Here is a 19,440-nt window from a genome sequence, read left to right on the forward strand (position 1 = left end):
TTAACGACGGCGAACCATTGCCGCAGTGCGGCAGGATTTTGCCGACCGTCTGAAGGCGCGAAAATCATGTCGCGCTTGACGTGCAGAGCCTCCGCTCTCCCTCTCGACGAACCATCCCGCCGCACTTTGTTGCAAAATATATCGTTTTATTTCATTATATTAATTGGTGATTTCGGGAAATTTGAGACGGTCACCTAAAGCTCCTGAGGCCTTATCCGTTCTGTGGTTTCGAGGCCGCCACCGCCAAAGGGCAGCGACCCTCAGTGAAGCGGGAAAGGAAACCACATGACTGTTATTGCATCCAACGTGTCCGCGATTCGGGCCCAGAATGCCTCGGCCACTGCGAATCAGGGCCTGTCGCAGGCCATGGAGCGCCTGTCCTCCGGCAAGCGCATCAACACCGCGAAGGACGACGCCGCCGGCCTCGCCATCGCCACCAAGATGACCGCCGAAGTCCGTGGCCTCGCTGCCGCACGCCGCAACGCCAATGACGGCCTCTCGCTGGCGCAGACCGCTGAAGGCGCGCTGGGCGACATCTCCAACATGCTGGTCCGCATGAAGGAACTGGCTGTGCAGTCGAAGAACGGCACGAACGACACGGCCGCTCGTGACAATCTGCAGGCGGAAGTCACCGCGCTGACCGCGCAGATCGCCAAGGTGCAGAGCCAGGAATTCAACGGCGTGGCGCTGTTCAGCGCGACGGCCACCTCGATCCAGGTCGGCACCGGTTCGACCGACACCGTTTCCATCGACACCTCGACCGTGACGACCGCGCTCACCGCGCTCGCTACCGCCGCGCCGAACATCGGCGGCGCCGGCACGACGATCGGTGCAGCGATGACCGCCATCGACACCGCGATCGAAGCAGTTGCTACCGGCCGTGCCAATCTCGGTGCCACGCAGAGCCGCCTCGAATCGGCTGCCAGCAACCTGACCACCACGATCACCAACCTGTCCGACGCCCGTTCGCGGATCGAAGACGCCGACTTCTCCGAGGAATCGACGGCGCTCGCCAAGAACCAGATCCTCAGCCAGGCCTCCACGGCGATGCTCGCTCAGGCGAACCAGAGCCAGCAGGGCGTGCTCAGCCTGCTCCGCTAAGGGCAGCACCTAAGATCGGACGGCGAGGGTACTGGTCCACACTCGCCGGCCCGGTTGACCCCCGGCACCATAGAGTCCCCATCGTGCCGGGGGTCAGCATCCCCAACAGGGAATATGGAAACCCTTCGCTCCCCCGGGCGGAGGGTTTCTTCTATTGTGGGGAGCGGGACGCCGGCCCCCGGCGGATGATCCAGGGGCCTGATCGAACAGCCACCTGAGTGAGCCGTCAGGCAGATGCGTATGCGGAGGTGTAAGGGGCAGGCCAGAAGGAGAGCGGCCAGCCATGATCCCTTCCATTGCACTACCCCTCCGTTCGCTTCGAGCGAAGTCGAGAAGCGTTACGCACGACGTGTCTCGACACGAACGGAAGGTTAGGCGGCGTGGACAAAATTCCGAGCTTGGGAAAACAGTGGCGGTTCCGCTCCGATCCAGCACGTGGAGTGCCAAGGATCCACTTGCGTTCGTCCTGAGTAGCTGCTGAGCTGTCGAAGCGGCGTATCGAAGGACCGCCCCGCCCATCCGGGCAGAGCGCTATTCCTCCGTGGTAATCAACACCGCTTCGCCAACCACCAGAAAGAGCAGGAACGGCGCCCAGGCCGCCAGCATCGGGGGATACACCCCCAGATTGCCCATGGAGAGGGCGAAATTGTCGGCCACGAAGAAGGCGAAGCCCAACGCCATGCCGATCACCGCGCGCACGAACAGCTTGCCGGAGCGTGCAATACCAAAAGCCGCGACGGAGCCCAGCAACGGCATCAGCAATGCCGACAAGGGCCCGCTGATCTTGTGCCAGAGCGACCCTTCGAGCGATGCAACCGGGCGCCCCGCCTCGCGCAAGGTATCGATCGCCTCGCTTAGGTCGGAGAAGGACATGGCATCCGGGTCCACCGAAGACAGCGTGAACTGGTCTGGCGTGATGCCCTTACCAACCATCATCCGGTCGACATGGCGGCTGACCCCGCGCACGACATCGAACACGCGGATATCCTCAAGCAGCCAGCCATCCGGGGTAAAGCGCCCGTGCTTGGCATAGACGATGGAGATCAGGGCATTGTTATGCCGGTCATAGACGTTCACATCCTGCAGCCGCACGGCATTGCCGCGGCCGGTGATCGTCCCGGCCCGGATGAGGTCATCCTCGTGCCGCACCCAGACATTGCCCTTGACCCCCGGGTCCGAAGGGATGGGGCCGAACTTCGCGGCCTCCCAGGCGGTGAGCGTCGCGGTGGCGCGCACGACCACCCGTTCGTTGAACACATAGCTGATCGCGGCGACGGCAAGACTGGCCAATATGAGCGGCGCGAGAATCTGGTGGGCCGAGAGCCCGCCGGACTTCATCGCCACCACCTCGCTATTGGCATTGAGCGTCGCCAGCGTGATCAGCGTGCCGAGCAGCACCGAAAAGGGCAGGAAGCGGGAGATGATCTGCGGCGCGCGCAGGCTGACATATTGCCATAGCTGCGCATCGCCATTGCCGGGATAGGCCAGCACCTTGCCCGCCTCGCTCAGCAGATCGAGCATCTGCAGGATCAGCACCAGCATCGCCAGCATTGCCAGGCAACGCAGCAGGAAGGTCTTGCCCAGATACAGCGCCAGTGCGCGGGAAGGGAAGAAGTTGAGCAGCATGGCCTATCCCCGATGTGCCTTGCGGTAACGCCGGTCGCCAAACCATTTGAGCAGCGACTTGAACAGGCCGAGCAGCTTGGCGAACTGACGATCCAGCGCGCCGATGGGCTGGCCGCCGGGCACATAGGCGGTCTGATAATAGAGCCAGGCGATGATCCCGGCGAAAATGAGGAACGGTCCCCACAGGCCGAGGAACGGATCGATCCGGCCCAGCGCGCCCAGCGACTGCATCGTCTGGTTGATCTTGTGATAGGTGACGATGAAGACGATCGACAGGAAGACGCCGAGCGCGGAGGTCGAGCGTTTCGGCGGGATGGCGAAGGCGATCGCCGCGAGCGGCAGCAACATCATCATCGCCACTTCCACGACGCGGAAATTGAAGTTCGACCAGGCCTGCGCCCGGCCGAGCGCCGTATCGCGGGTGAGGCCTGCCCGGAACAGCTCCGGCAGGCTCAACTCCACATCGCCATCGCCCCGCGTGCGGAACTCCTCGATCTTCGGCAGCGAGATCGGCAGATCGTGATTGGAGAAGGAGAGGATGCGCGGCTCGGTGAAGCTGGGCGAGTTATGCACCAGCACGCCATCGGTGAGGCGCATGATGATCGTATCGGGATCGTCAGTCGCGAGGAACTGGCCGCGCGCGGCCGTGACCGCCAGCGACTGGCCACCGTCACTATCCATGCGCGCGAAGATGCCGCTCAGCTTCTTGCCTTCGTCCTCGCTCTCCTCGATGCGGATGGTGATGCCATCGCCCAGCTTGGTAAACTCGCCGACCTTGATGGACGCGCCCAGCGCGCCCGATCGCAGCTCGAACCGCAGCCGCTCATAGGCATATTTACTGTCCGGCTGGATGAAGCCGACAATGGTCAGGTTCAGGATCGCCAGCGCAATGGCATACATATACGGCACTTTGAGCAGTTTCGTATAGGAGAGGCCGACGCCGCGCAGAATATCGAGCTCCGAGGACAGAGCCAGCTTGCGGAAGGCGAGCAGGATGCCGAGCATGAGGCCGATGGGAATGCCAAGGCCGAGATATTCGGGCAGAAGATTGGCGAGCATCCGCCACACCACGCTCACCGGACCGCCCTCGGTCGCGACGAAGACGAACAGCCGCTGCATCCGGTCCAGCACCAGAAGCATCGCCGCAACGATGAGGCTTGCGAAAAGCGGGACCGCGATCAGCCTCGCCATGTAGCGGTCCAGAGCGGTCAGCATGAGAGTCCGCAGGTTCCTTGAGCCGGTTCAGGTGGCCCGGCCGGAAGGTCCGGACACGGCAAGGCCGTAAGCGGGATGCGCCCGCGCCGCAACCTTAGAGTGTATGGACGCCCGCCAGATCATAGCGCCACGCGCCAGCCGGAGCCGGGAAGGCGCCCGGTCGTGCGACAAGCGGGCGGGTTGACCGGGCCGTGACAGGCCCGGCCGGTCGATCAGCCAGCGATGGCGCCCGTCATCCGGCCCGCCGTGGCGAACATCTCGAGAATCTGGCCGACCTGCTCGCTCGAATGCTCGGCACAGAGCGAGCAGCGCAGCAGGAAGGTGCCGGCCGGTGTCGCGGGCGGACGGGCCATGTTCACATAGAGCCCCAGCTCCAGCAGCGCCTGCCACATCGCCACGGCCTGCGTCTGGTCCGTAAGGATCACCGCAATGATCGCGGACTGCGGCGTCTTGGTGCCGAGCGTGAAGCCGAGATCGATCAGCCCCTTGTGCAGGCGGCGGCTGTTCTCCCACAGATGCGCGCGCTTCTCGCCGGCGTGCATCAGCTTGCGGATCGAGGTCGCGGCGGTGGCGACGACGCTCGGCGGCAGCGAAGCGGTGAACACATAAGGCCGGCAAACGAGGCGCATCACATCGAACTTGGGATGATCCGAGACGCAGAAGCCGCCGACCGTGCCGACCGACTTGGAGAAGGTGCCGACGACGAAATCGATCTCCTTCTCGACGCCCTGCTCCTCATAGACGCCACGGCCATTGGGGCCGAAGAAGCCCATGCCATGCGCCTCATCGACAAGGATCATGCAATTGGGGTGCTTGCGGATTGCGGCAACCATGTCCGGCAGCGGCGCGACGTCGCCGAGCATCGAATAGACGCCTTCCAGCACGACCAGCTTGAGCGCATCGGCCGGCAGGCGCCCGAGGCGCTTGTCCAGATCCTCGACGCTGTTGTGGCGGAAGCGCACGATCTCGGCATTGCCGAGCGCGCAGCCATCATAGATGCTGGCATGGCTGTCGGCATCCAGCACGATATAATCGCCCTTGCCCGCCAGCGTGGAGATCATGCCGAGATTGGCCTGATAGCCGGTCGAGAACACCATGGCATGCTTGGTGCCATAGAAGTCCTTGAGCGCATCCTCGCAGGCCTTGTGGGTCTGGTAGGTGCCGTTGAGCACGCGGCTGCCGGTGGTGCCGGATCCGAACTCGTCGAGCGCCTTCTTGCCCGCCGCGACCACGTCCGGGTCGAAGGTCATGCCCATATAATTATAGGTTCCGAGCAGGATCGTCTCCTTGCCCTTGATCACCGCAAGCGTGGGCGACTTCACTTCGTCCATCACGATGGCGAAGGGATCGCGCACGCCGGTCGCCAGCAGCGCCTCGCGCTCGGCGATCAGGGGGTCGAACTTGGAGAACAGGTCCTTGTCGGCCTCCGCCACGCGCATGGTGGTTTCCGCCCCGTCGATCACGCTCGCCATGGCTTCAGCCCTCCGCCTTCAGCTTCATCACCGCATCGACGAGCTGGCCGACCGTCTCGATCTCCGCCTGCATGTTCATGGTGATGATGATCTCGAACTCGTCCTCGATGGCGGCGACGAAATCCATGACGGTGAGGCTGTCCCACTCCAGGTCGCCGGCGAAGGTGGTGCTGTCACTCAAGGCGACGCCCTTCTTGTTGAAGGGTTCGATCTGCGCTGCGATCTGCGCGTAGACGTCCTGACGGTCCGACATGGCTGCGACTTTCTTTCCGTAATAGCCCGATAAGGCCCTGTTGCGAGCCGAATGCCCGCTTCGCCCTGCCTATGGCAAGCGAATAAGGCGGGATTCGGGCATCAGCGCGGCAGCAGGCCCTTGTCGCGATAGGCCTGCGCGGTCATGGCAAGACCCGCCTCGGTGGCAATGGCCGGGCGCCAGAGATCCGCTGGCGGATGCAGCGCTGCCTTCGACACCCAGTCGGCATGGCAGAAATAAGCGGCGCGGTCGGGCGTCAGCCGCGCCTTGTCGCTGCGCAGCAACCGGTCCATGCGGGCGCCGAGGCGAACCAGGGCGGACGGCATGGAAATGGTCCGCACCGAGGCACGCCCCACGGCGCGGCCAATGGCGCGGGCAAAATCGACATGGCTCCAGCCCTCGGGCGTGCCATCGTCCACCTCATAGATTTTGCCCTGCGTCTCGCCGCACTGCTGCGTGCCGAGCCGCACCAGCAGCTCCGCCAGATCATCGACATGGATGGCCGAGAGGCGCCCGCCCGGCGGCAGAAGCACGAAGCCGCGCGTCGCCATCTGGAACAGCTCCAGCAATTCGGCATCACCCGGACCGTAGATTGCGGGTGGGCGGATCATGGTCCAGTCGAGCGCGCTGGCCTGCACATGCCGCTCGGCCTCCGCCTTGGACCATCCATAATCGGACAGCCCCGGCTCGCGCGCGGCGAGGCTGGAGACATGGACGAGCCGCATGACGCCCGCACGCCGCATCGCGGCAATAACAGCCGCGGTGCCGGTGGCATTGCCCGCCTCGAACCCGGCACGGGTCGGTGCATTGACTACGCCGGCGATATGGACGACGGCATCCGCGCCGGCGACCAGCGCATCCAGCGCAGCGGCATCCTCCAGCGAGCCGGCAATCCAGCTTACGCCCTCACGCGGCGGCTGCGGGCGGCGGGTCAGCGCGCGCACGGCATGGCCGGCGGCCAGCGCCTTCTCCACCGTCGCCTTGCCGACAAAGCCGGTGGCGCCGGTGAGGGCAAGCGTGCTCAGAGCAGCACCATATAGCTGCGATGGACCATCGCGGCGCGCGGGGTGCCGCCGAGCAGGCCGGCGACCTCAGCGCTGCGCTTGCCGATGATCCGCTCGGCATCCTGGCTGTCATATTGCGCGAGGCCGCGCGCGATCACCGCGCCATCCGGCCCGACGATGTCGATCACGTCGCCGCGCGCATAGACGCCGCTCGTCCCGGTGACACCGGCCGGCAGCAGGCTGCGGCCCTTGCGCAGGGCTTCAGTCGCGCCGGCATCGACGCTGAGCTTGCCCTTGACGGTGAGGCGCCCGGCCAGCCAGCCCTTGCGCCCGCCGCGTTTAGCCGAGGCGCGGAACAATGTGCCGCGTCCGCTGCTCTGCCAATGGCCGAGCGGCGCATCGACGCGGCCGGAGATGATCGCCAGATGCGCACCGGCGCCGGTGGCGATCTGCGCGGCCTGCAGCTTGGAAATCATGCCGCCCGATCCCATGCCCGAGGCGCTATTGCCATCGCCCATGGCCAGCACGGCGGCGTCGATCTTCTCGACCAGCGGGATCAATGTGGCATCGGGATTGCTGTGGGGGTTCGCCGTGTAGAGCCCGTCGATGTCCGAGAGCAGCACCACCGCATCGGCGCCTGCCGCCTGGCCAATGCGCGCGGCCAGCCGGTCATTATCGCCGAAACGGATTTCCTCGGTGGCGACGCTGTCATTCTCATTGACCACCGGCACCACGCCAAGGCCCGCGAGCCGGTCCAGCGTGGCGGAGGCATTGAGATAGCGGCGGCGATCCTCAAGGTCGCCCAGCGTCACCAGCATCTGCGCGGCGGGAATATCGTGCCCGGCAAGCAGGTCGGCCCAGACCTGGCTGAGCGCGATCTGGCCGACGGCGGCCGCAGCCTGCGCATCCTCCAGCGTCGCGCGACCACCCTTGGCGAGGCCAAGACGGCGCGCGCCGAGCGCAATGGCGCCGGAGGACACGACGATGATCTCCTGCCCATCCGCGCGGCGGGCAGCGATCTCGTCCACAAGGCTGGTCAGCCAGTCGCGCCGCACGGAGCCGTCCGGGGCGACGAGCAGCGCCGAGCCGACCTTGATGACAATGCGCCGAATGGCGGCGGGCGGGAAACCGGTGAGGGCGTCAGTCATGATGGACACCCTCGGCGCGATTTCCTCCCATACGCAGAACACCCCACCGTTCGTGTCGAGCGAAGTCGAGACACGCGAGGACAGTGCCAGCCGTGTCTCGACTTCGCTCGACACGAACGGCGCGGGGGACAGGGGAAAAGCCCCTCCTCTTCAGAGGAGGGGTTGGGGTGGTGTTGGGCGATGCCGCCTGAGCGCGACGCAAGCGATGCTGGCGCATCGTCACCACCCCCGCCCCCTCCTCTAAAGAGGAGGGGAGATACATCCTCAAATGGGGGACCATGGCTTGTCCTCCACCTCACCTTCCTGCGCGGCCTTCTCCTCGGCCTCGGCGCGGTGAACCTCGCCCAGCATGGGCAGCACGGCATCGAGCAGCGCCTCCATGCCCTCGCCGGTCGCGCCGGAGATGATGAAGGCCTTGCCCGCGCCCGCCTTCTTCAGGTCCTTGGCGACGTCTTCCATCAGCTCCTGCCCAAGCAGATCGCCCTTGTTGAGCGCGAGAAGCTGCGGCTTGTCCTCCAGCCCCTCGCCATAATTCTCCAGCTCGGTCTGCACGATGCGCCAGGCCTCGACCGGATCGTCCCCGGTCGCGTCGATGAGGTGGATGAGCACCCGGCAGCGCTCGATATGCCCGAGGAACCGGTCGCCGATGCCTGCGCCTTCCGAGGCGCCCTCGATCAGCCCCGGAATATCGGCCAGCACGAACTCCCGCCCCTTGTGCAGCACCACGCCGAGCTGCGGCTTGGTCGTCGTGAACGGATAGGCGCCGACCTTGGCCTTGGTGTTGGTCACCTGATTGATGAAGGTCGACTTGCCGGCATTGGGCAGTCCGACCAGCCCCACATCGGCCAGCAGCTTGAGGCGCAGCCACACCCAGCGCTCCTCGCCCGGCCAACCGGTGCCGTGCTGGCGCGGCGCGCGATTCGTGCTGGTCTTGAAGCTGGCATTGCCGCGGCCACCATCGCCGCCGCGCAGCAGGACGATCCGCTGGCCGGGCTCGGTAAAGTCGGCCAGCACCTCGCTATAGCCTTCTTCATCCGGCTCGGAGATGACCTGCGTGCCCACCGGCACCTTGATGACGAGATCATCGCCGCCCGCACCGGTGCGGTCGCCACCCTCGCCATGGCCGCCGCGCGGCGCCTTGAAATGCTGGGTGTAGCGGAAGTCGATGAGCGTGTTGAGACCGGGCACCGCCTCGAAGATGATGTCGCCGCCCTTGCCGCCATTGCCGCCATTGGGGCCGCCATATTGAATATATTTCTCGCGCCGGAAACTGACCGCTCCCGGCCCGCCCGCACCCGAGCGAATGAAAATCTTGGCCTGATCTAGGAAATGCATCGGCCGCCCATAAGGTGTTTGCCGGCAAAGGTGAAGCGCAGCCTCATACGGGCCCGCCTTCCCATGCTTCCATTTCTCCGGCGAGGCGTTACCTCAGCCGGGTTCGACTGGTGAAAGGCACGCGCGTGACCGTCATAGCAGCACGGCGATATCGCAATGGCGAGGTTGTGGGGGATGTCGATATCCACTGTCCCCGCCATGACCGGCTGCCGGCGGGCGAGTTCGTCTGGATCGGCCTGCATGAACCGGATGCCGAAGAACTGGCTCAGGTCGGCGCCTGTTTCGGCCTGCACCCGCTCGCGCAGGAAGACGCGCGCAAGGGCAAGCAATTGCCCAAGCTGGAGCTGTATGGTGACCAGCTCTTCCTGATCCTGCGCACGGCGCATCTGGAAGGCGACCTCATTGGCTATGGGGAGACCTCCGTCTTCCTCGGCGCGGACTTCATCGTCACCGTGCGCCACGGTTCGGCGCGGGCGCATTCGGAGCTGCGCGCGCGGCTGGAGAGCGCGCCGGCCGCCCTGGCCCACGGCCCGGATTATGTGCTGCACGCGATCATGGACTTCATCGTGGATGGCTATTTCCCGGTCGTCGATGCGCTGGAGGAACAGGTGCTGGCGATGGAAGCCGCTGCCGGCGAGGCCTTCCTCGACTCAGACCAGATCCGCCAGATTTTCGCGACCCGCCGGGAGATCGTCCGCTTCCAGCGCATCCTCGGGGTGATGAGCGATGTTGCCGGGCGCATGGTCAATCATGTCCAGCCGAACATCGACGAGAACATGCTGCCCTATTTCCGCGACGTGCTGGATCATGTCCGGCGGGTCGAATATCGCGTCGCGGGGCTGCGCGACTATCTGACCTCCGTCGCGGAAACGAGCAGCCTGCTCGAACAGCGCCGGCAGGGCGACATCACGCGGATGCTGGCGGCGTGGGCCGCGATTCTGGCCGTGCCCACTGCCATTGCCGGCATCTACGGCATGAACTTCAGCAACATGCCTGAATTGCAGTGGCGCTATGGCTATTTCATCGTGCTGGGCGGCATCGGGATCATCTGCGCGCTGCTGTATCGGCGCTTCCGCAAGCTCGGCTGGCTGTGAGCGGCCCGCGGTCGCGCTCGGGGTGAGCACGGCCACGGACCGCCAAACGCATCGCCGTCACGCGACCAGCAGGCCGATCGACATTCAGATAATGACGTGGCGGAGTCGAAGACGACCGAAGGGCAAAATGGTGGATTTCTGCGACCCGGAGCGCAGCGTACTTCTAGTACGTGAGCACCGGAAGCGCGGGAAGCCGCCCTTTGCAGGCCGTCAGGACTGAATGTCGATTGGCCTAGGCCGCGACGGGCTCGCGATCCGCATAAATTTCCACCGCCACGTCCTCGCGCATGTCGCCTTCGCCGCCCTCTTCATAGAATTGGCAGAGATCGGCGCGATTGCGGCCACGGCTGTGGCGCGGCTCGGGGCGGCCCGCCGGCCGGAATCCGAGCTTGCGCAGCACCCGGCCGGAGGCGGGATTGTCGGTGAAATGGCTGGCGCGAATGTGGCGCACGCCCGTCGCGCGGGCGATCTGCATCACGGCCGACGCCGCCTCGGTCGCGAAACCCAGGCCCCAATAAGGGCGCGCGATCCAGTAGCCCAGCTCCAGCGCGCCATCGTCCTGCGTATGGATGCCGCAGGAGCCGATGAGACGCGGTATTCCCTGGGTGCGCTTCATCACCAGGAACTTGGGCTGCAGCGGATCGTGATCGCCGGCGAGGAAATCGACCGCATCGTCCAGCGTATAGGGCCAGGGTGCGCGGGCAAGATTCCGCACGATCGCTTCATCCGCGATGGCGGCATAGAGCGCCTGCGCATCTTCCGGCCAGCCGGGCCGCAGCAGCAAACGGGGGGTACGTGCAAACATGGTCTTGTCTCCGGTTCCGGGGCGCTCTGCCGCAGACAGATGACGCCTGTGAGACAGCCTTGCGAACGCTGCGAGCAACCGTGCTGCTGACGCGCCGAGGTCTATCGAGGGTCCAGGGAGAACAAGAAAAAAGGGAGGAGGGGCGATCCCTTCTCCCTTGGTTTCAGATGAACCGGCACCGGCTCACCAAGGGATCGTCCCGCTGGACGATCCCTGTCATGAATCGTCCGATTATTCGGCGGCTTCCGCCATCACGTCCACGGACACAAATTTGCGACCGAGCTTGCCGTCGTGGAACACCACGCGACCTTCGGTGAGCGCAAACAGGGTGTGGTCCTTGCCGATGCCGACATTGCGGCCCGGGTAGAACTTCGTGCCGCGCTGACGGACGAGAATATTGCCGCCGAGCACGCTCTGGCCGCCGAACTTCTTCACGCCAAGGCGCTTCGATTCTGAATCGCGACCGTTGCGCGATGAACCGCCAGCTTTTTTATGTGCCATGGTCTAAACTCCTCGAAACTTTCAGAGCATTTTCAGCAAAAGTGGAAACCGGTTTTGCGTCCGAAAATGCTCAATCAACCAAATTCAGGCTCAGGCTTCGGCGGCTGCCGGAGCGGCGTCGGCCTTCTTGGCGGCGGCCTTCTTCTTCGGCGCTTCGCCGCCGATCGCCACGATCTTGAGGATCGTGTGCTGCTGGCGATGGCCGTTGCGACGACGGTAATTGTGCCGGCGACGCTTCTTGAAGACGATCACCTTCTCGCCCTTGGCCTGGGCAATGATCTCAGCCGAGACCGTGAGGCCCTTGCTGTCCTTGATTTCCGAGCCGTCACCCGCGAGCAGGACATCGTCCAGCGTGACGGTTTCGCCGGCTTCACCAGCGATCTTCTCGACGACGATCTTGTCTCCGGCGGCGACGCGATATTGCTTGCCGCCCGTACGCACGACAGCGAACATGGGCTTAACTTCCATCAATCAAATGCTTGGCGCGAACGGCATGGCACAGCCATTTGGAGCTGTCCGCGCGGGAATGTGGCCCCTTAGTGAGGGTCGCCGGACCTGTCAACGGAAAGACTCGGATTTTCGCCGCGCAACCTCACGCGCCGCGCCATCAAACCTGCAACGGGCACCGCCTGCGCGCCATGGTTGAAGCGCTTCTCCCGCCATCCTAAATGAAAGGCATCATGCTGCGCCGACTCACCGCCTTTTTCGCCCTGATAATCCTGGGCTCTGCCGTCAACGCGCAGGCCGACCCGCGCGCCTTCCCGTCGCTCGCTAAGCGTCCGGTCGAAAGCCGCGACCGCACGGTGCCCCCGGCCCCGGCGATCAAGCCCGCCGCCACGGACCCGGCGCTCGCCACGCAGGTGGATCGCTTCACCCGCGATGCAGGCAGTGCCGACACGGCCTTTCAGAGCCTGCTCGCCGGCAGTCGCGCCAGCGTGGCAGCAGGGGCAGGCGCAGCGCCCAACAGCGAATCCTGGGTGACCGCCCAGACGGCGATCAGCGCGCTCGACAGTGCCCGTTATGAAAGCGTCGCCGCGCTCGCCGCGCTCGATACGCTGTTTGTCGAGCGGCAGGACGCGGAGGATGCCGCCCGTGTTGCTGCAGACCTCGCCGTCATCGATCCGGCCCGGGTGCGCGTGCTGGCAATGGTCGACGCGCAGAATGATGCGCTCGACGCCCTCAGGCGCCAGCTTCCGCAGCCTTGAGCGCGGCGGTGTGCAGCGCAGCCTCCTCGACATAGGCTTCCACGCCGCGCCGCATCCCGTGCAGGTCGGCCTCGCCCAACTCACGCATATATTTGGCCGGTCGCCCGCTCCACAGCTGGCCTGAGGGCATGCGCTTGCCGGGCGTGAGCATCGCGCCCGCCGCGAGCATCGCATCCCCCTCGATGACGCATCCGTCCATCACGATGGCGCCCATGCCGACGAAAGCGCGATTCTCCAGTGTGCAGCCATGGATGATCGCCATATGCCCGATCAGCACATCGTCGCCGATGATCGCCGGATGCCCGCCATCGCCGAAATCGCTCTCGACATGCACGGTGCTGCCATCCTGAATGTTCGAGCGCGCGCCCACGCGAATGGCGTTGATGTCGGCCCGCAGTACGCAATTGTACCACACGCTCGCCTGCGGGCCGATCTCGACGTCACCGATGATGACGCAACCCGGCGCCACAAAGGCGGTCTCGTGAATCTTCGGCGTCTTGCCGTTGAAGGGAAGAATAAGAGGCCTGGTCATGACTTGTCCTCGCTCAGCGCCGTCCAGTCCGCGCGCCGCATCTCATAGATGATCGTGGGATTGTCGGCCGCCGGATAACGGCTGTCACCATAGTCCAGATCGGCACGACGCCGCATGCCGAGCTTCTCCATCAGGCGCCAGGAGGGCGGATTGCTGAGCGAGGTCTGCGCGAAGACCGCCGGCAGATCCCACGACCCGAACGCCCGCGCCAACATCGCCCGCGCAGCCTCCTGCGCATAGCCCTTGCGCCAGCAATCGTGCCGGATGATCCAGCCGATCTCCCACTGCCCGGCCAGCTCGTCGGGGGCTTCCGGCGAATCGATGACGCCAAGCCCGCAATCGCCGAGCAGCAGCCCGTCGGACTTGCGCTCGATCATCGCCAGCGAGATGCCCTTGGTCTCCCAATCGGCCGCGATCCGGGCGAAATTGTCCGCAATGGCCTCCGCCGGTCTGGGGCCGCCCAGATAGGCCCGCACTTCCGGCGTGTTCATATGGGCAAGCCAGACCGCCTGATCGCCCGGCCGCTCGGTCCGCAGGATCAGGCGCTCGGTTTCAGCGATCATTCTGGCCATGGCGTTCCCTCAACGGCCCGCTCAGCCGCCCAGCAGCCGGGCGGCATGCAACGCATGATAAGTGAGCACGCCCGTGCAGCCCGCCCGCTTGAAGCTCATCAGCGTTTCCATCACCAGCGCGTCGCGCTCGCCCGCGCCGACGGTCACGGCGGCCTCGATCATCGCATATTCGCCGCTCACCTGATAGGCGAACACCGGGATGTTGAAGGCATCCTTCACCCGCGCGACGATATCGAGATAGGGCAGGCCGGGCTTGACCATCACGCTGTCCGCGCCCTCGGCAATGTCCATCGCCACTTCCCGCAGCGCCTCGGCGCCATTGGCCGGGTCCATCTGGTAGCTCTTCTTGTCGCCCTTGAGCAGCCCGCCCGAGCCCACCGCATCGCGGAACGGACCATAAAAGGCGCTCGCATATTTGGCGGCATAGGCCATGATCTGCACATTGGCGTGACCATCGGCCTCCAGCGCCTCGCGAATCGCGCCGATGCGCCCGTCCATCATGTCGCTCGGCGCGATGATGTCCGCCCCGGCGGCGGCCTGATTGAGCGCCTGGCCGATCAGCATCTCCACCGTAGCATCGTTCACGACATAGCCGGCTTCATCGAGCAGGCCGTCCTGGCCGTGCGCGGTATAGGGGTCGAGCGCCACGTCGGTCAGCAGGCCGATCTGTGGCACGGCATCCTTGATCGCGCGGATCGCCTCGCACATCAGATTATCTGGATTGAGCGCCTCCACGCCATCGTCGCTGCGCCGGTCATGCGGGGTATTGGGGAACAGCGCGAGGCAGGGAATGCCCGCCGCCGCAGCCTCCCGCGCGCGCGCCACAGCCAGATCGACCGACCAGCGCGAGACGCCCGGCAGCGAGCCGACCGGCTCCTCGACCCCGCGCCCCGCCGTGATGAACAGCGGCCAGATGAAATCGGCCGGCGTCAGGCGATGCTCGGCATGAAGGCGCCGGCTCCAGGCGGCAGCGCGAGTGCGGCGAAGGCGAAGCTCGGGATAGGCAGCGTGCGTCATGCCGGCGGGATAGGCCTCTCGCGCGCCCCGATCAATGGCTGCGGCGCCGCCCGCCCCTGAGAGACGGTCGGGCGCGCCCATCCACGTTCATTCCTTCGACAAATGATATTCAATCCGTTACGCCGTCGCAAACGGCCGATATCCGGCCAACAACAGATCCGAGGGAGAGGCAGGCATGGCATCCACCGCCGCCACCACATTCAGCGCCGCGCTGGCCAGCAGGCCCGTGCGCAGGTTCCAGTGGATCACGGTCGGCATCTGCCTGCTCATCCTCGTCAGCGATGGCATCGACATGCAGCTGCTCGGCATCGTCGCGCCCCTGGTGATCGCCGATTTCGGCGTGGATCGCGGCACATTCGGCATTGCGATGAGCGCGGCGCTGATCGGCTTCGGTCTCGGCGGCTGGCTGGGCGGGATGCTGGGCGACAGGATCGGGCGGCGCTACGCCCTCGCCTTCGCCGCCATCATCTTCGGCCTCGGCACCGTCGCGGCGGGCCAGGCCGGCAGCGTGACCAGCATGGCTCTGTGGCGCCTGGTGAGCGGCATCGGCTTTGGCGCGGCCTATTCCAACGCATTGACTATGGCCAGCGAGTGGTTGCCGGACCGGCTGCGGCCGATCACGGTCAGCTCGCTCTCGGTCGGCACCCCGATTGGCGGCGCCGTGGTCGGCTGGGTCGCCCCCGCCCTGTCGGACCTTTATAGCTGGCGCTGGACCTTCATGGTCTTCGGCATCGCGACGCTTTTCCTCATCGTGCTGATTATCGCCGTGCTGCGCGACAGCCCCTCCTTCCTCATCGCGCGCGGTCGCAAGGCGGAGGCGCAGGCCGTTGCCCGCCGCGTGCTGGATGAAGACATTGACCTCATGCCGGAGCGCCATCGCGCGGATGATGGCGCCGGCGTCGCCATCGGCGTGCTCCACCGCAGCAACCTGCGGATGAACATCGGCGTCTGCACCTCCTTCACCGCCTGCGCCCTCGTCGCCTATGGCATTCTCAACTGGTCCACCACATTCCTGACCGCCGCCGGCTTCACCCTGCCGCAGGCGGGCAATGCCGTCTCGGTGGCGGGTATCACCTCCATGGTCGCGGCGATTGCCGCTGGCTTCCTCAGCCGGCGGCTGGGCACCCGCACGGTGATGAGCGGCATCAGCATCGCGCTGTTCCTCTGCATCGTCACCCTCGGCTTTTTCGTCGAGACGCTCTCGCCGGTGCCGACCGAGTCCGAGCGGCTGATCGTGGTCAGCCTGATCGGCGCCTCGGCCGCGGCTTTCAGTGGCGGCATCGCGACCATGTATGTCATCATGACCCATGGCTATCCGCCCTCCTGCCGCTCGTCCGGAATCGGCTTCGGTATCTTCATGAGCCGGGTCGGCGCGGTGTCGGCCAGTGCGTTCGGCGGCGCGCTGCTGGAACTGGGCAATGGCAGCGTCATCCCCTTCTTCGCGGTGCTGGCAGTCGGCGCCATTCTCGTCTCGGCAGCCTCCTTCATCGTCGACCAGCATATGCCGCCCGTCGGGCGCCCCGTCCCGCTGCCAGCCTGAGCGGATCAAGCCGCGGGAACCGAATCTGCGCAGGTCCGCTTAAGGCGCATGCTGGCGCGCGCACCATTTGAGGATGTTCTGGAGGAGATCGCCTCGGGCGACCTCTCGTCCGGCTCCGGCACGGCTGCAGCCTGTGCGCTGGCGATGGGCATTGCCTGCCTGCGCAAGGCGATCGCGGTGAGCCTCCACCATCCACCCGTCGACCCCGCCCTGCACGATTCGGCGGCTCGGCTGTGCGCCCTGCAGGATCGCGCGCTGGCCGCTGCCAAGGCGGACGCCGTCGGTTTTCCGCGCCTCGTCCGCGCCCGCCCGGATGGCGAGAAAGCGCAGGCGGCGGACGATCTGGTGGCGCTGGCCGATCGCTTCACCTGGCTCTGCGCGCAACTCATGGCGGAAGCCGAGCGGCTGGCGCCGCTGCTGCGCGCCAACATGGCCAATGACATCCTCGCCGCTCGCCGATTGGCCGACGCAGCCTCCGCGATCATGGAGGCCAATGGCTCGGAGAATGCAGGCGACGCAACCGAAGGCGCATAGCTCCCCTACCCAAGCGCCGCTGCGCTTGCTAATCGCGCGGCATGACAGATTTTCGCGATCCGCTGGACAGCATCAAGGACCACCCCTTCGATTCAGCCCTGTCCGAGCGATATCTGGTCTATGCGCTCTCCACGATCACCGCGCGCTCGCTGCCCGATCTGCGCGACGGCTTGAAGCCGGTCCACCGCCGCCTGCTGTGGGCGATGCGCCTCTTGCGGCTCGAACCGAGCGGGCCGGCGCCGGATATTCTGGTCGCCAATCCGGAGCGGAACACCACCAGCTACAAGAAATGCGCCCGCGTCGTGGGCGACGTCATCGGCAAATATCACCCGCATGGCGACGCCTCGGTCTATGATGCGATGGTCCGGCTGGCGCAGGACTTCTCCCTGCGCACCCCGCTGGTCGACGGGCAGGGCAATTTCGGCAATATCGATGGCGATAACGCCGCCGCCATGCGCTACACCGAGGCGCGGCTGACCCAGGCCGCTGCCGATCTGATGGCCGGCCTCGACCATGGCACCGTCGATTTCCGCCCGACCTATAATGGCGAGGAGGAAGAGCCCGAGGTCTTCCCCGGCCTGTTCCCCAATCTGCTCGCCAATGGCGCCAGCGGCATCGCGGTGGGCATGGCGACCAGCATTCCGCCGCACAATGTCGCCGAGGTGATCGACGCGGCCACACTGCTGATCGACCAGCCGGAAGCCGATCACGCCCAGCTCATGCAGTATATGAGAGGGCCGGACTTCCCGACCGGCGGCGTGCTGGTCGATCCGCCCTCGGTGATCTCGGACGCCTATGCGACCGGCCGGGGCAGCATGCGCCTGCGCGCCCGCTGGCACCGCGAGGATGAAGGGCGCGGCACCTGGATCGCAGTGATCGACGAGATTCCCTATGGCGTTGCCAAGGGCAAGCTGATCGAGCAGATCGCCCAGCTCATCGCCGACAAGAAGCTGCCGATCCTCGCCGACGTGCGCGACGAGTCGGACGAGGTTCTGCGCATCGTGCTGGAGCCCCGCGCCCGCACGGTGGACCAGGACGTGCTGATGGACAGCCTGTTCCGCCTCACCGATCTGGAAAGCCGCTTCCCGCTCAACATGAACGTGCTGGATGCCAGCCACACGCCTCGCGTGATGGGCCTGCGCGATTTGCTGACCGAATGGCTCAAGCACCAGATCGAGGTTCTGGTCCGCCGCGCGCGGCACCGCATCGAACAGATCGACAACCGGCTGGAGCTGCTCGACGGCTATATCATCGCCTATCTCAACCTCGACCGGGTGATCGAGATCATCCGCAGCGAGGATGAGCCCAAGCCGGTGATGATGGCGGAATTCCAGCTGACCGACCGACAGGCCGAGGCGATCCTCAACATGCGGTTGCGCTCCCTGCGCAAGCTGGAGGAAATGGAGCTGCGGCGCGAGCGCGACGATCTCGCCGCCGAACGCGAGGATCTGCACAAGCTCGTCGAATCGCCCGCCCGCCAGCGCACCCGCCTCAAGCGCGACCTCGCCGATCTGCGCAAGCGCTACACGCCGGAAAAGGGCATCGGCGCACGACGAACCGGGCTGGAGCAGGCCGGGCCGGCGCGCGAAATTCCGCTGGAGGCGATGATCGAGCGCGAGCCGATCACCGTCATCATGTCCCAGCGCGGATGGATTCGCGCGATGAAGGGCCATGCCGACCTCACCGCCACCGATGCGCTCAAGTTCAAGGAAGGCGATGGCCCGGCCTATGCCTTCCACGCGCAGACCACCGACAAGCTGCTGCTCGCCGGATCGGACGGGCGCTTCTACACGTTGGGCGCAGACAAGCTGCCGGGCGGGCGCGGCTTCGGCGAGCCGGTGCGGCTGATGATCGACCTCGCCAATGAGACCGACATCGTCGCGCTGTTGCCAGCGAAAGCCGACGGCAAGCTGCTGCTCGCCGCCAGCGACGGACGCGGCTTTATCGCGGCGATGAGCGAGATCATCGCCGAGACCCGCAAGGGCCGGCAGGTGGTGAACCTCAAGGCCGGCGCGCAGCTCAAGGTCGTCCGGCCGGTGGCACCGGGGGCCGATTCGGTCGCTGTCATCGGCGAGAATCGCAAGCTGGTCATCTTCTCGCTCGCCGAACTGCCGGAAATGGCGCGCGGACAGGGCGTCACCCTGCAGCGCTACAAGGATGGCGGCCTCTCCGACGCGATGACGCTTACGCTTTCGCAGGGCCTCTCCTGGACGATGGGCGGGGACAGCGGGCGCACCCGCACCGAAACCGACCTGCTCTCCTGGCGCGCGGCCCGCGGCGCTGCCGGGCGGATGCCGCCCAACGGCTTCCCCCGCGACAACCGCTTCGACTGACCCATCAGCGCACAAATCCTCCTTTTCCCGTCACGGGACGAGGGGGACTGTTGCAGCATCAACAAAAATAGGGGCTTGCGCCAGACTTTCAGCCTTAATTTACCATGGGCCGTTAACCCGGCGATCCATGACGGCAAGCGCGAAACGCGAGAC

The 19,440-nt window shown here is 65.7% G+C and carries 19 protein-coding genes; 6 read left to right on the plus strand and 13 right to left on the minus strand.

The features are described from left to right. Positions 1–285: 285 nt before the first annotated feature. Positions 286–1,101, plus strand: coding sequence for a flagellin (locus M2343_RS12355; protein ID WP_264576894.1), 816 nt, complete (start codon positions 286–288; stop codon positions 1,099–1,101). A gap of 531 nt (positions 1,102–1,632) precedes the next feature. On the opposite strand, the gene lptG is transcribed toward M2343_RS12355, so the two are convergent. The 7 genes from lptG to obgE all read right to left on the minus strand — a co-directional run bounded on the left by lptG (position 1,633) and on the right by obgE (position 9,154). Further along, on the minus strand, positions 1,633–2,727 hold the full coding sequence (gene lptG, locus M2343_RS12360; RefSeq protein ID WP_264576895.1) for an LPS export ABC transporter permease LptG: 1,095 nt from the start codon (positions 2,725–2,727) through the stop codon (positions 1,633–1,635). A gap of 3 nt (positions 2,728–2,730) precedes the next feature. Beyond that, the gene (locus tag M2343_RS12365; protein WP_181560907.1) at positions 2,731–3,942 is read right to left on the minus strand and encodes an LptF/LptG family permease; all 1,212 of its coding nucleotides are present in this window, start codon (positions 3,940–3,942) and stop codon (positions 2,731–2,733) included. Between the two features lie 212 nt (positions 3,943–4,154). Further along, the gene (gene spt, locus M2343_RS12370; protein WP_264576896.1) at positions 4,155–5,414 is read right to left on the minus strand and encodes a serine palmitoyltransferase; all 1,260 of its coding nucleotides are present in this window, start codon (positions 5,412–5,414) and stop codon (positions 4,155–4,157) included. Positions 5,415–5,418: 4 nt separating this feature from the next. Next, positions 5,419–5,667, minus strand: a complete 249-nt coding sequence (locus M2343_RS12375; protein WP_181560908.1) for an acyl carrier protein — start codon at positions 5,665–5,667, stop codon at positions 5,419–5,421. Between the two features lie 101 nt (positions 5,668–5,768). Next, positions 5,769–6,692: an NAD-dependent epimerase/dehydratase family protein gene (locus M2343_RS12380; RefSeq protein ID WP_264577557.1), complete on the minus strand. Its 924-nt coding sequence runs from the start codon at positions 6,690–6,692 to the stop codon at positions 5,769–5,771. Further along, on the minus strand, positions 6,689–7,819 hold the full coding sequence (proB, locus tag M2343_RS12385) for a glutamate 5-kinase (protein WP_264576897.1): 1,131 nt from the start codon (positions 7,817–7,819) through the stop codon (positions 6,689–6,691). The genes M2343_RS12380 and proB overlap by 4 nt, the downstream gene beginning before the upstream one ends. 264 nt (positions 7,820–8,083) lie before the next feature. Continuing rightward, positions 8,084–9,154 carry a GTPase ObgE gene (gene obgE, locus M2343_RS12390; protein WP_181560910.1) on the minus strand — a complete coding sequence of 357 codons (1,071 nt, stop codon included), beginning with the start codon at positions 9,152–9,154 and terminating at the stop codon, positions 8,084–8,086. Positions 9,155–9,279: 125 nt separating this feature from the next. On the opposite strand from obgE, the gene M2343_RS12395 reads away from it, so the two are divergent. Then, positions 9,280–10,248 carry a magnesium and cobalt transport protein CorA gene (locus M2343_RS12395; protein WP_264576898.1) on the plus strand — a complete coding sequence of 323 codons (969 nt, stop codon included), beginning with the start codon at positions 9,280–9,282 and terminating at the stop codon, positions 10,246–10,248. Between the two features lie 232 nt (positions 10,249–10,480). On the opposite strand, the gene M2343_RS12400 is transcribed toward M2343_RS12395, so the two are convergent. The 3 genes from M2343_RS12400 to rplU all read right to left on the minus strand — a co-directional run bounded on the left by M2343_RS12400 (position 10,481) and on the right by rplU (position 12,007). After that, the gene (locus M2343_RS12400) at positions 10,481–11,053 is read right to left on the minus strand and encodes a GNAT family N-acetyltransferase (protein ID WP_264576899.1); all 573 of its coding nucleotides are present in this window, start codon (positions 11,051–11,053) and stop codon (positions 10,481–10,483) included. A gap of 231 nt (positions 11,054–11,284) precedes the next feature. Continuing rightward, positions 11,285–11,554: a 50S ribosomal protein L27 gene (gene rpmA, locus M2343_RS12405; protein ID WP_181560913.1), complete on the minus strand. Its 270-nt coding sequence runs from the start codon at positions 11,552–11,554 to the stop codon at positions 11,285–11,287. A gap of 90 nt (positions 11,555–11,644) precedes the next feature. Continuing rightward, a complete protein-coding gene (gene rplU, locus M2343_RS12410) occupies positions 11,645–12,007 on the minus strand; it encodes a 50S ribosomal protein L21 (RefSeq protein ID WP_181561558.1) in 363 nt (120 codons plus the stop codon). A 227-nt stretch (positions 12,008–12,234) separates the two neighbouring features. Between rplU and M2343_RS12415 the strand changes: the two genes are divergently transcribed. After that, positions 12,235–12,759: a hypothetical protein gene (locus tag M2343_RS12415; protein WP_264576900.1), complete on the plus strand. Its 525-nt coding sequence runs from the start codon at positions 12,235–12,237 to the stop codon at positions 12,757–12,759. Here M2343_RS12415 and M2343_RS12420 read toward each other — a convergent pair. Genes M2343_RS12420 through hemB form a run of 3 tightly spaced genes read right to left on the minus strand, consistent with a single transcriptional unit; the run spans position 12,734 to position 14,880 of the window. Beyond that, a complete protein-coding gene (locus M2343_RS12420; RefSeq protein WP_264576901.1) occupies positions 12,734–13,291 on the minus strand; it encodes a gamma carbonic anhydrase family protein in 558 nt (185 codons plus the stop codon). The two genes, M2343_RS12415 and M2343_RS12420, sit on opposite strands and share 26 nt — an antisense overlap. Continuing rightward, positions 13,288–13,863, minus strand: coding sequence for a GNAT family N-acetyltransferase (locus tag M2343_RS12425; RefSeq protein WP_264576902.1), 576 nt, complete (start codon positions 13,861–13,863; stop codon positions 13,288–13,290). Before M2343_RS12425 ends, M2343_RS12420 begins: the two co-directional genes overlap by 4 nt. A gap of 21 nt (positions 13,864–13,884) precedes the next feature. Beyond that, a complete protein-coding gene (gene hemB / locus M2343_RS12430) occupies positions 13,885–14,880 on the minus strand; it encodes a porphobilinogen synthase (protein ID WP_264577558.1) in 996 nt (331 codons plus the stop codon). Positions 14,881–15,055: 175 nt separating this feature from the next. On the opposite strand from hemB, the gene M2343_RS12435 reads away from it, so the two are divergent. Genes M2343_RS12435 through parC form a run of 3 tightly spaced genes read left to right on the plus strand, consistent with a single transcriptional unit; the run spans position 15,056 to position 19,287 of the window. Further along, positions 15,056–16,420, plus strand: a complete 1,365-nt coding sequence (locus M2343_RS12435; protein ID WP_264576903.1) for an MFS transporter — start codon at positions 15,056–15,058, stop codon at positions 16,418–16,420. A 48-nt stretch (positions 16,421–16,468) separates the two neighbouring features. Continuing rightward, a complete protein-coding gene (locus tag M2343_RS12440; protein WP_264576904.1) occupies positions 16,469–16,954 on the plus strand; it encodes a cyclodeaminase/cyclohydrolase family protein in 486 nt (161 codons plus the stop codon). Positions 16,955–16,995: 41 nt separating this feature from the next. Continuing rightward, positions 16,996–19,287 carry a DNA topoisomerase IV subunit A gene (parC, locus tag M2343_RS12445; RefSeq protein WP_264576905.1) on the plus strand — a complete coding sequence of 764 codons (2,292 nt, stop codon included), beginning with the start codon at positions 16,996–16,998 and terminating at the stop codon, positions 19,285–19,287. The last annotated feature ends 153 nt before the right edge of the window (positions 19,288–19,440 follow it).

Origin of the sequence: Sphingobium sp. B8D3B, from assembly GCF_025961875.1 — a bacterium.
Taxonomy (GTDB): domain Bacteria; phylum Pseudomonadota; class Alphaproteobacteria; order Sphingomonadales; family Sphingomonadaceae; genus Sphingobium.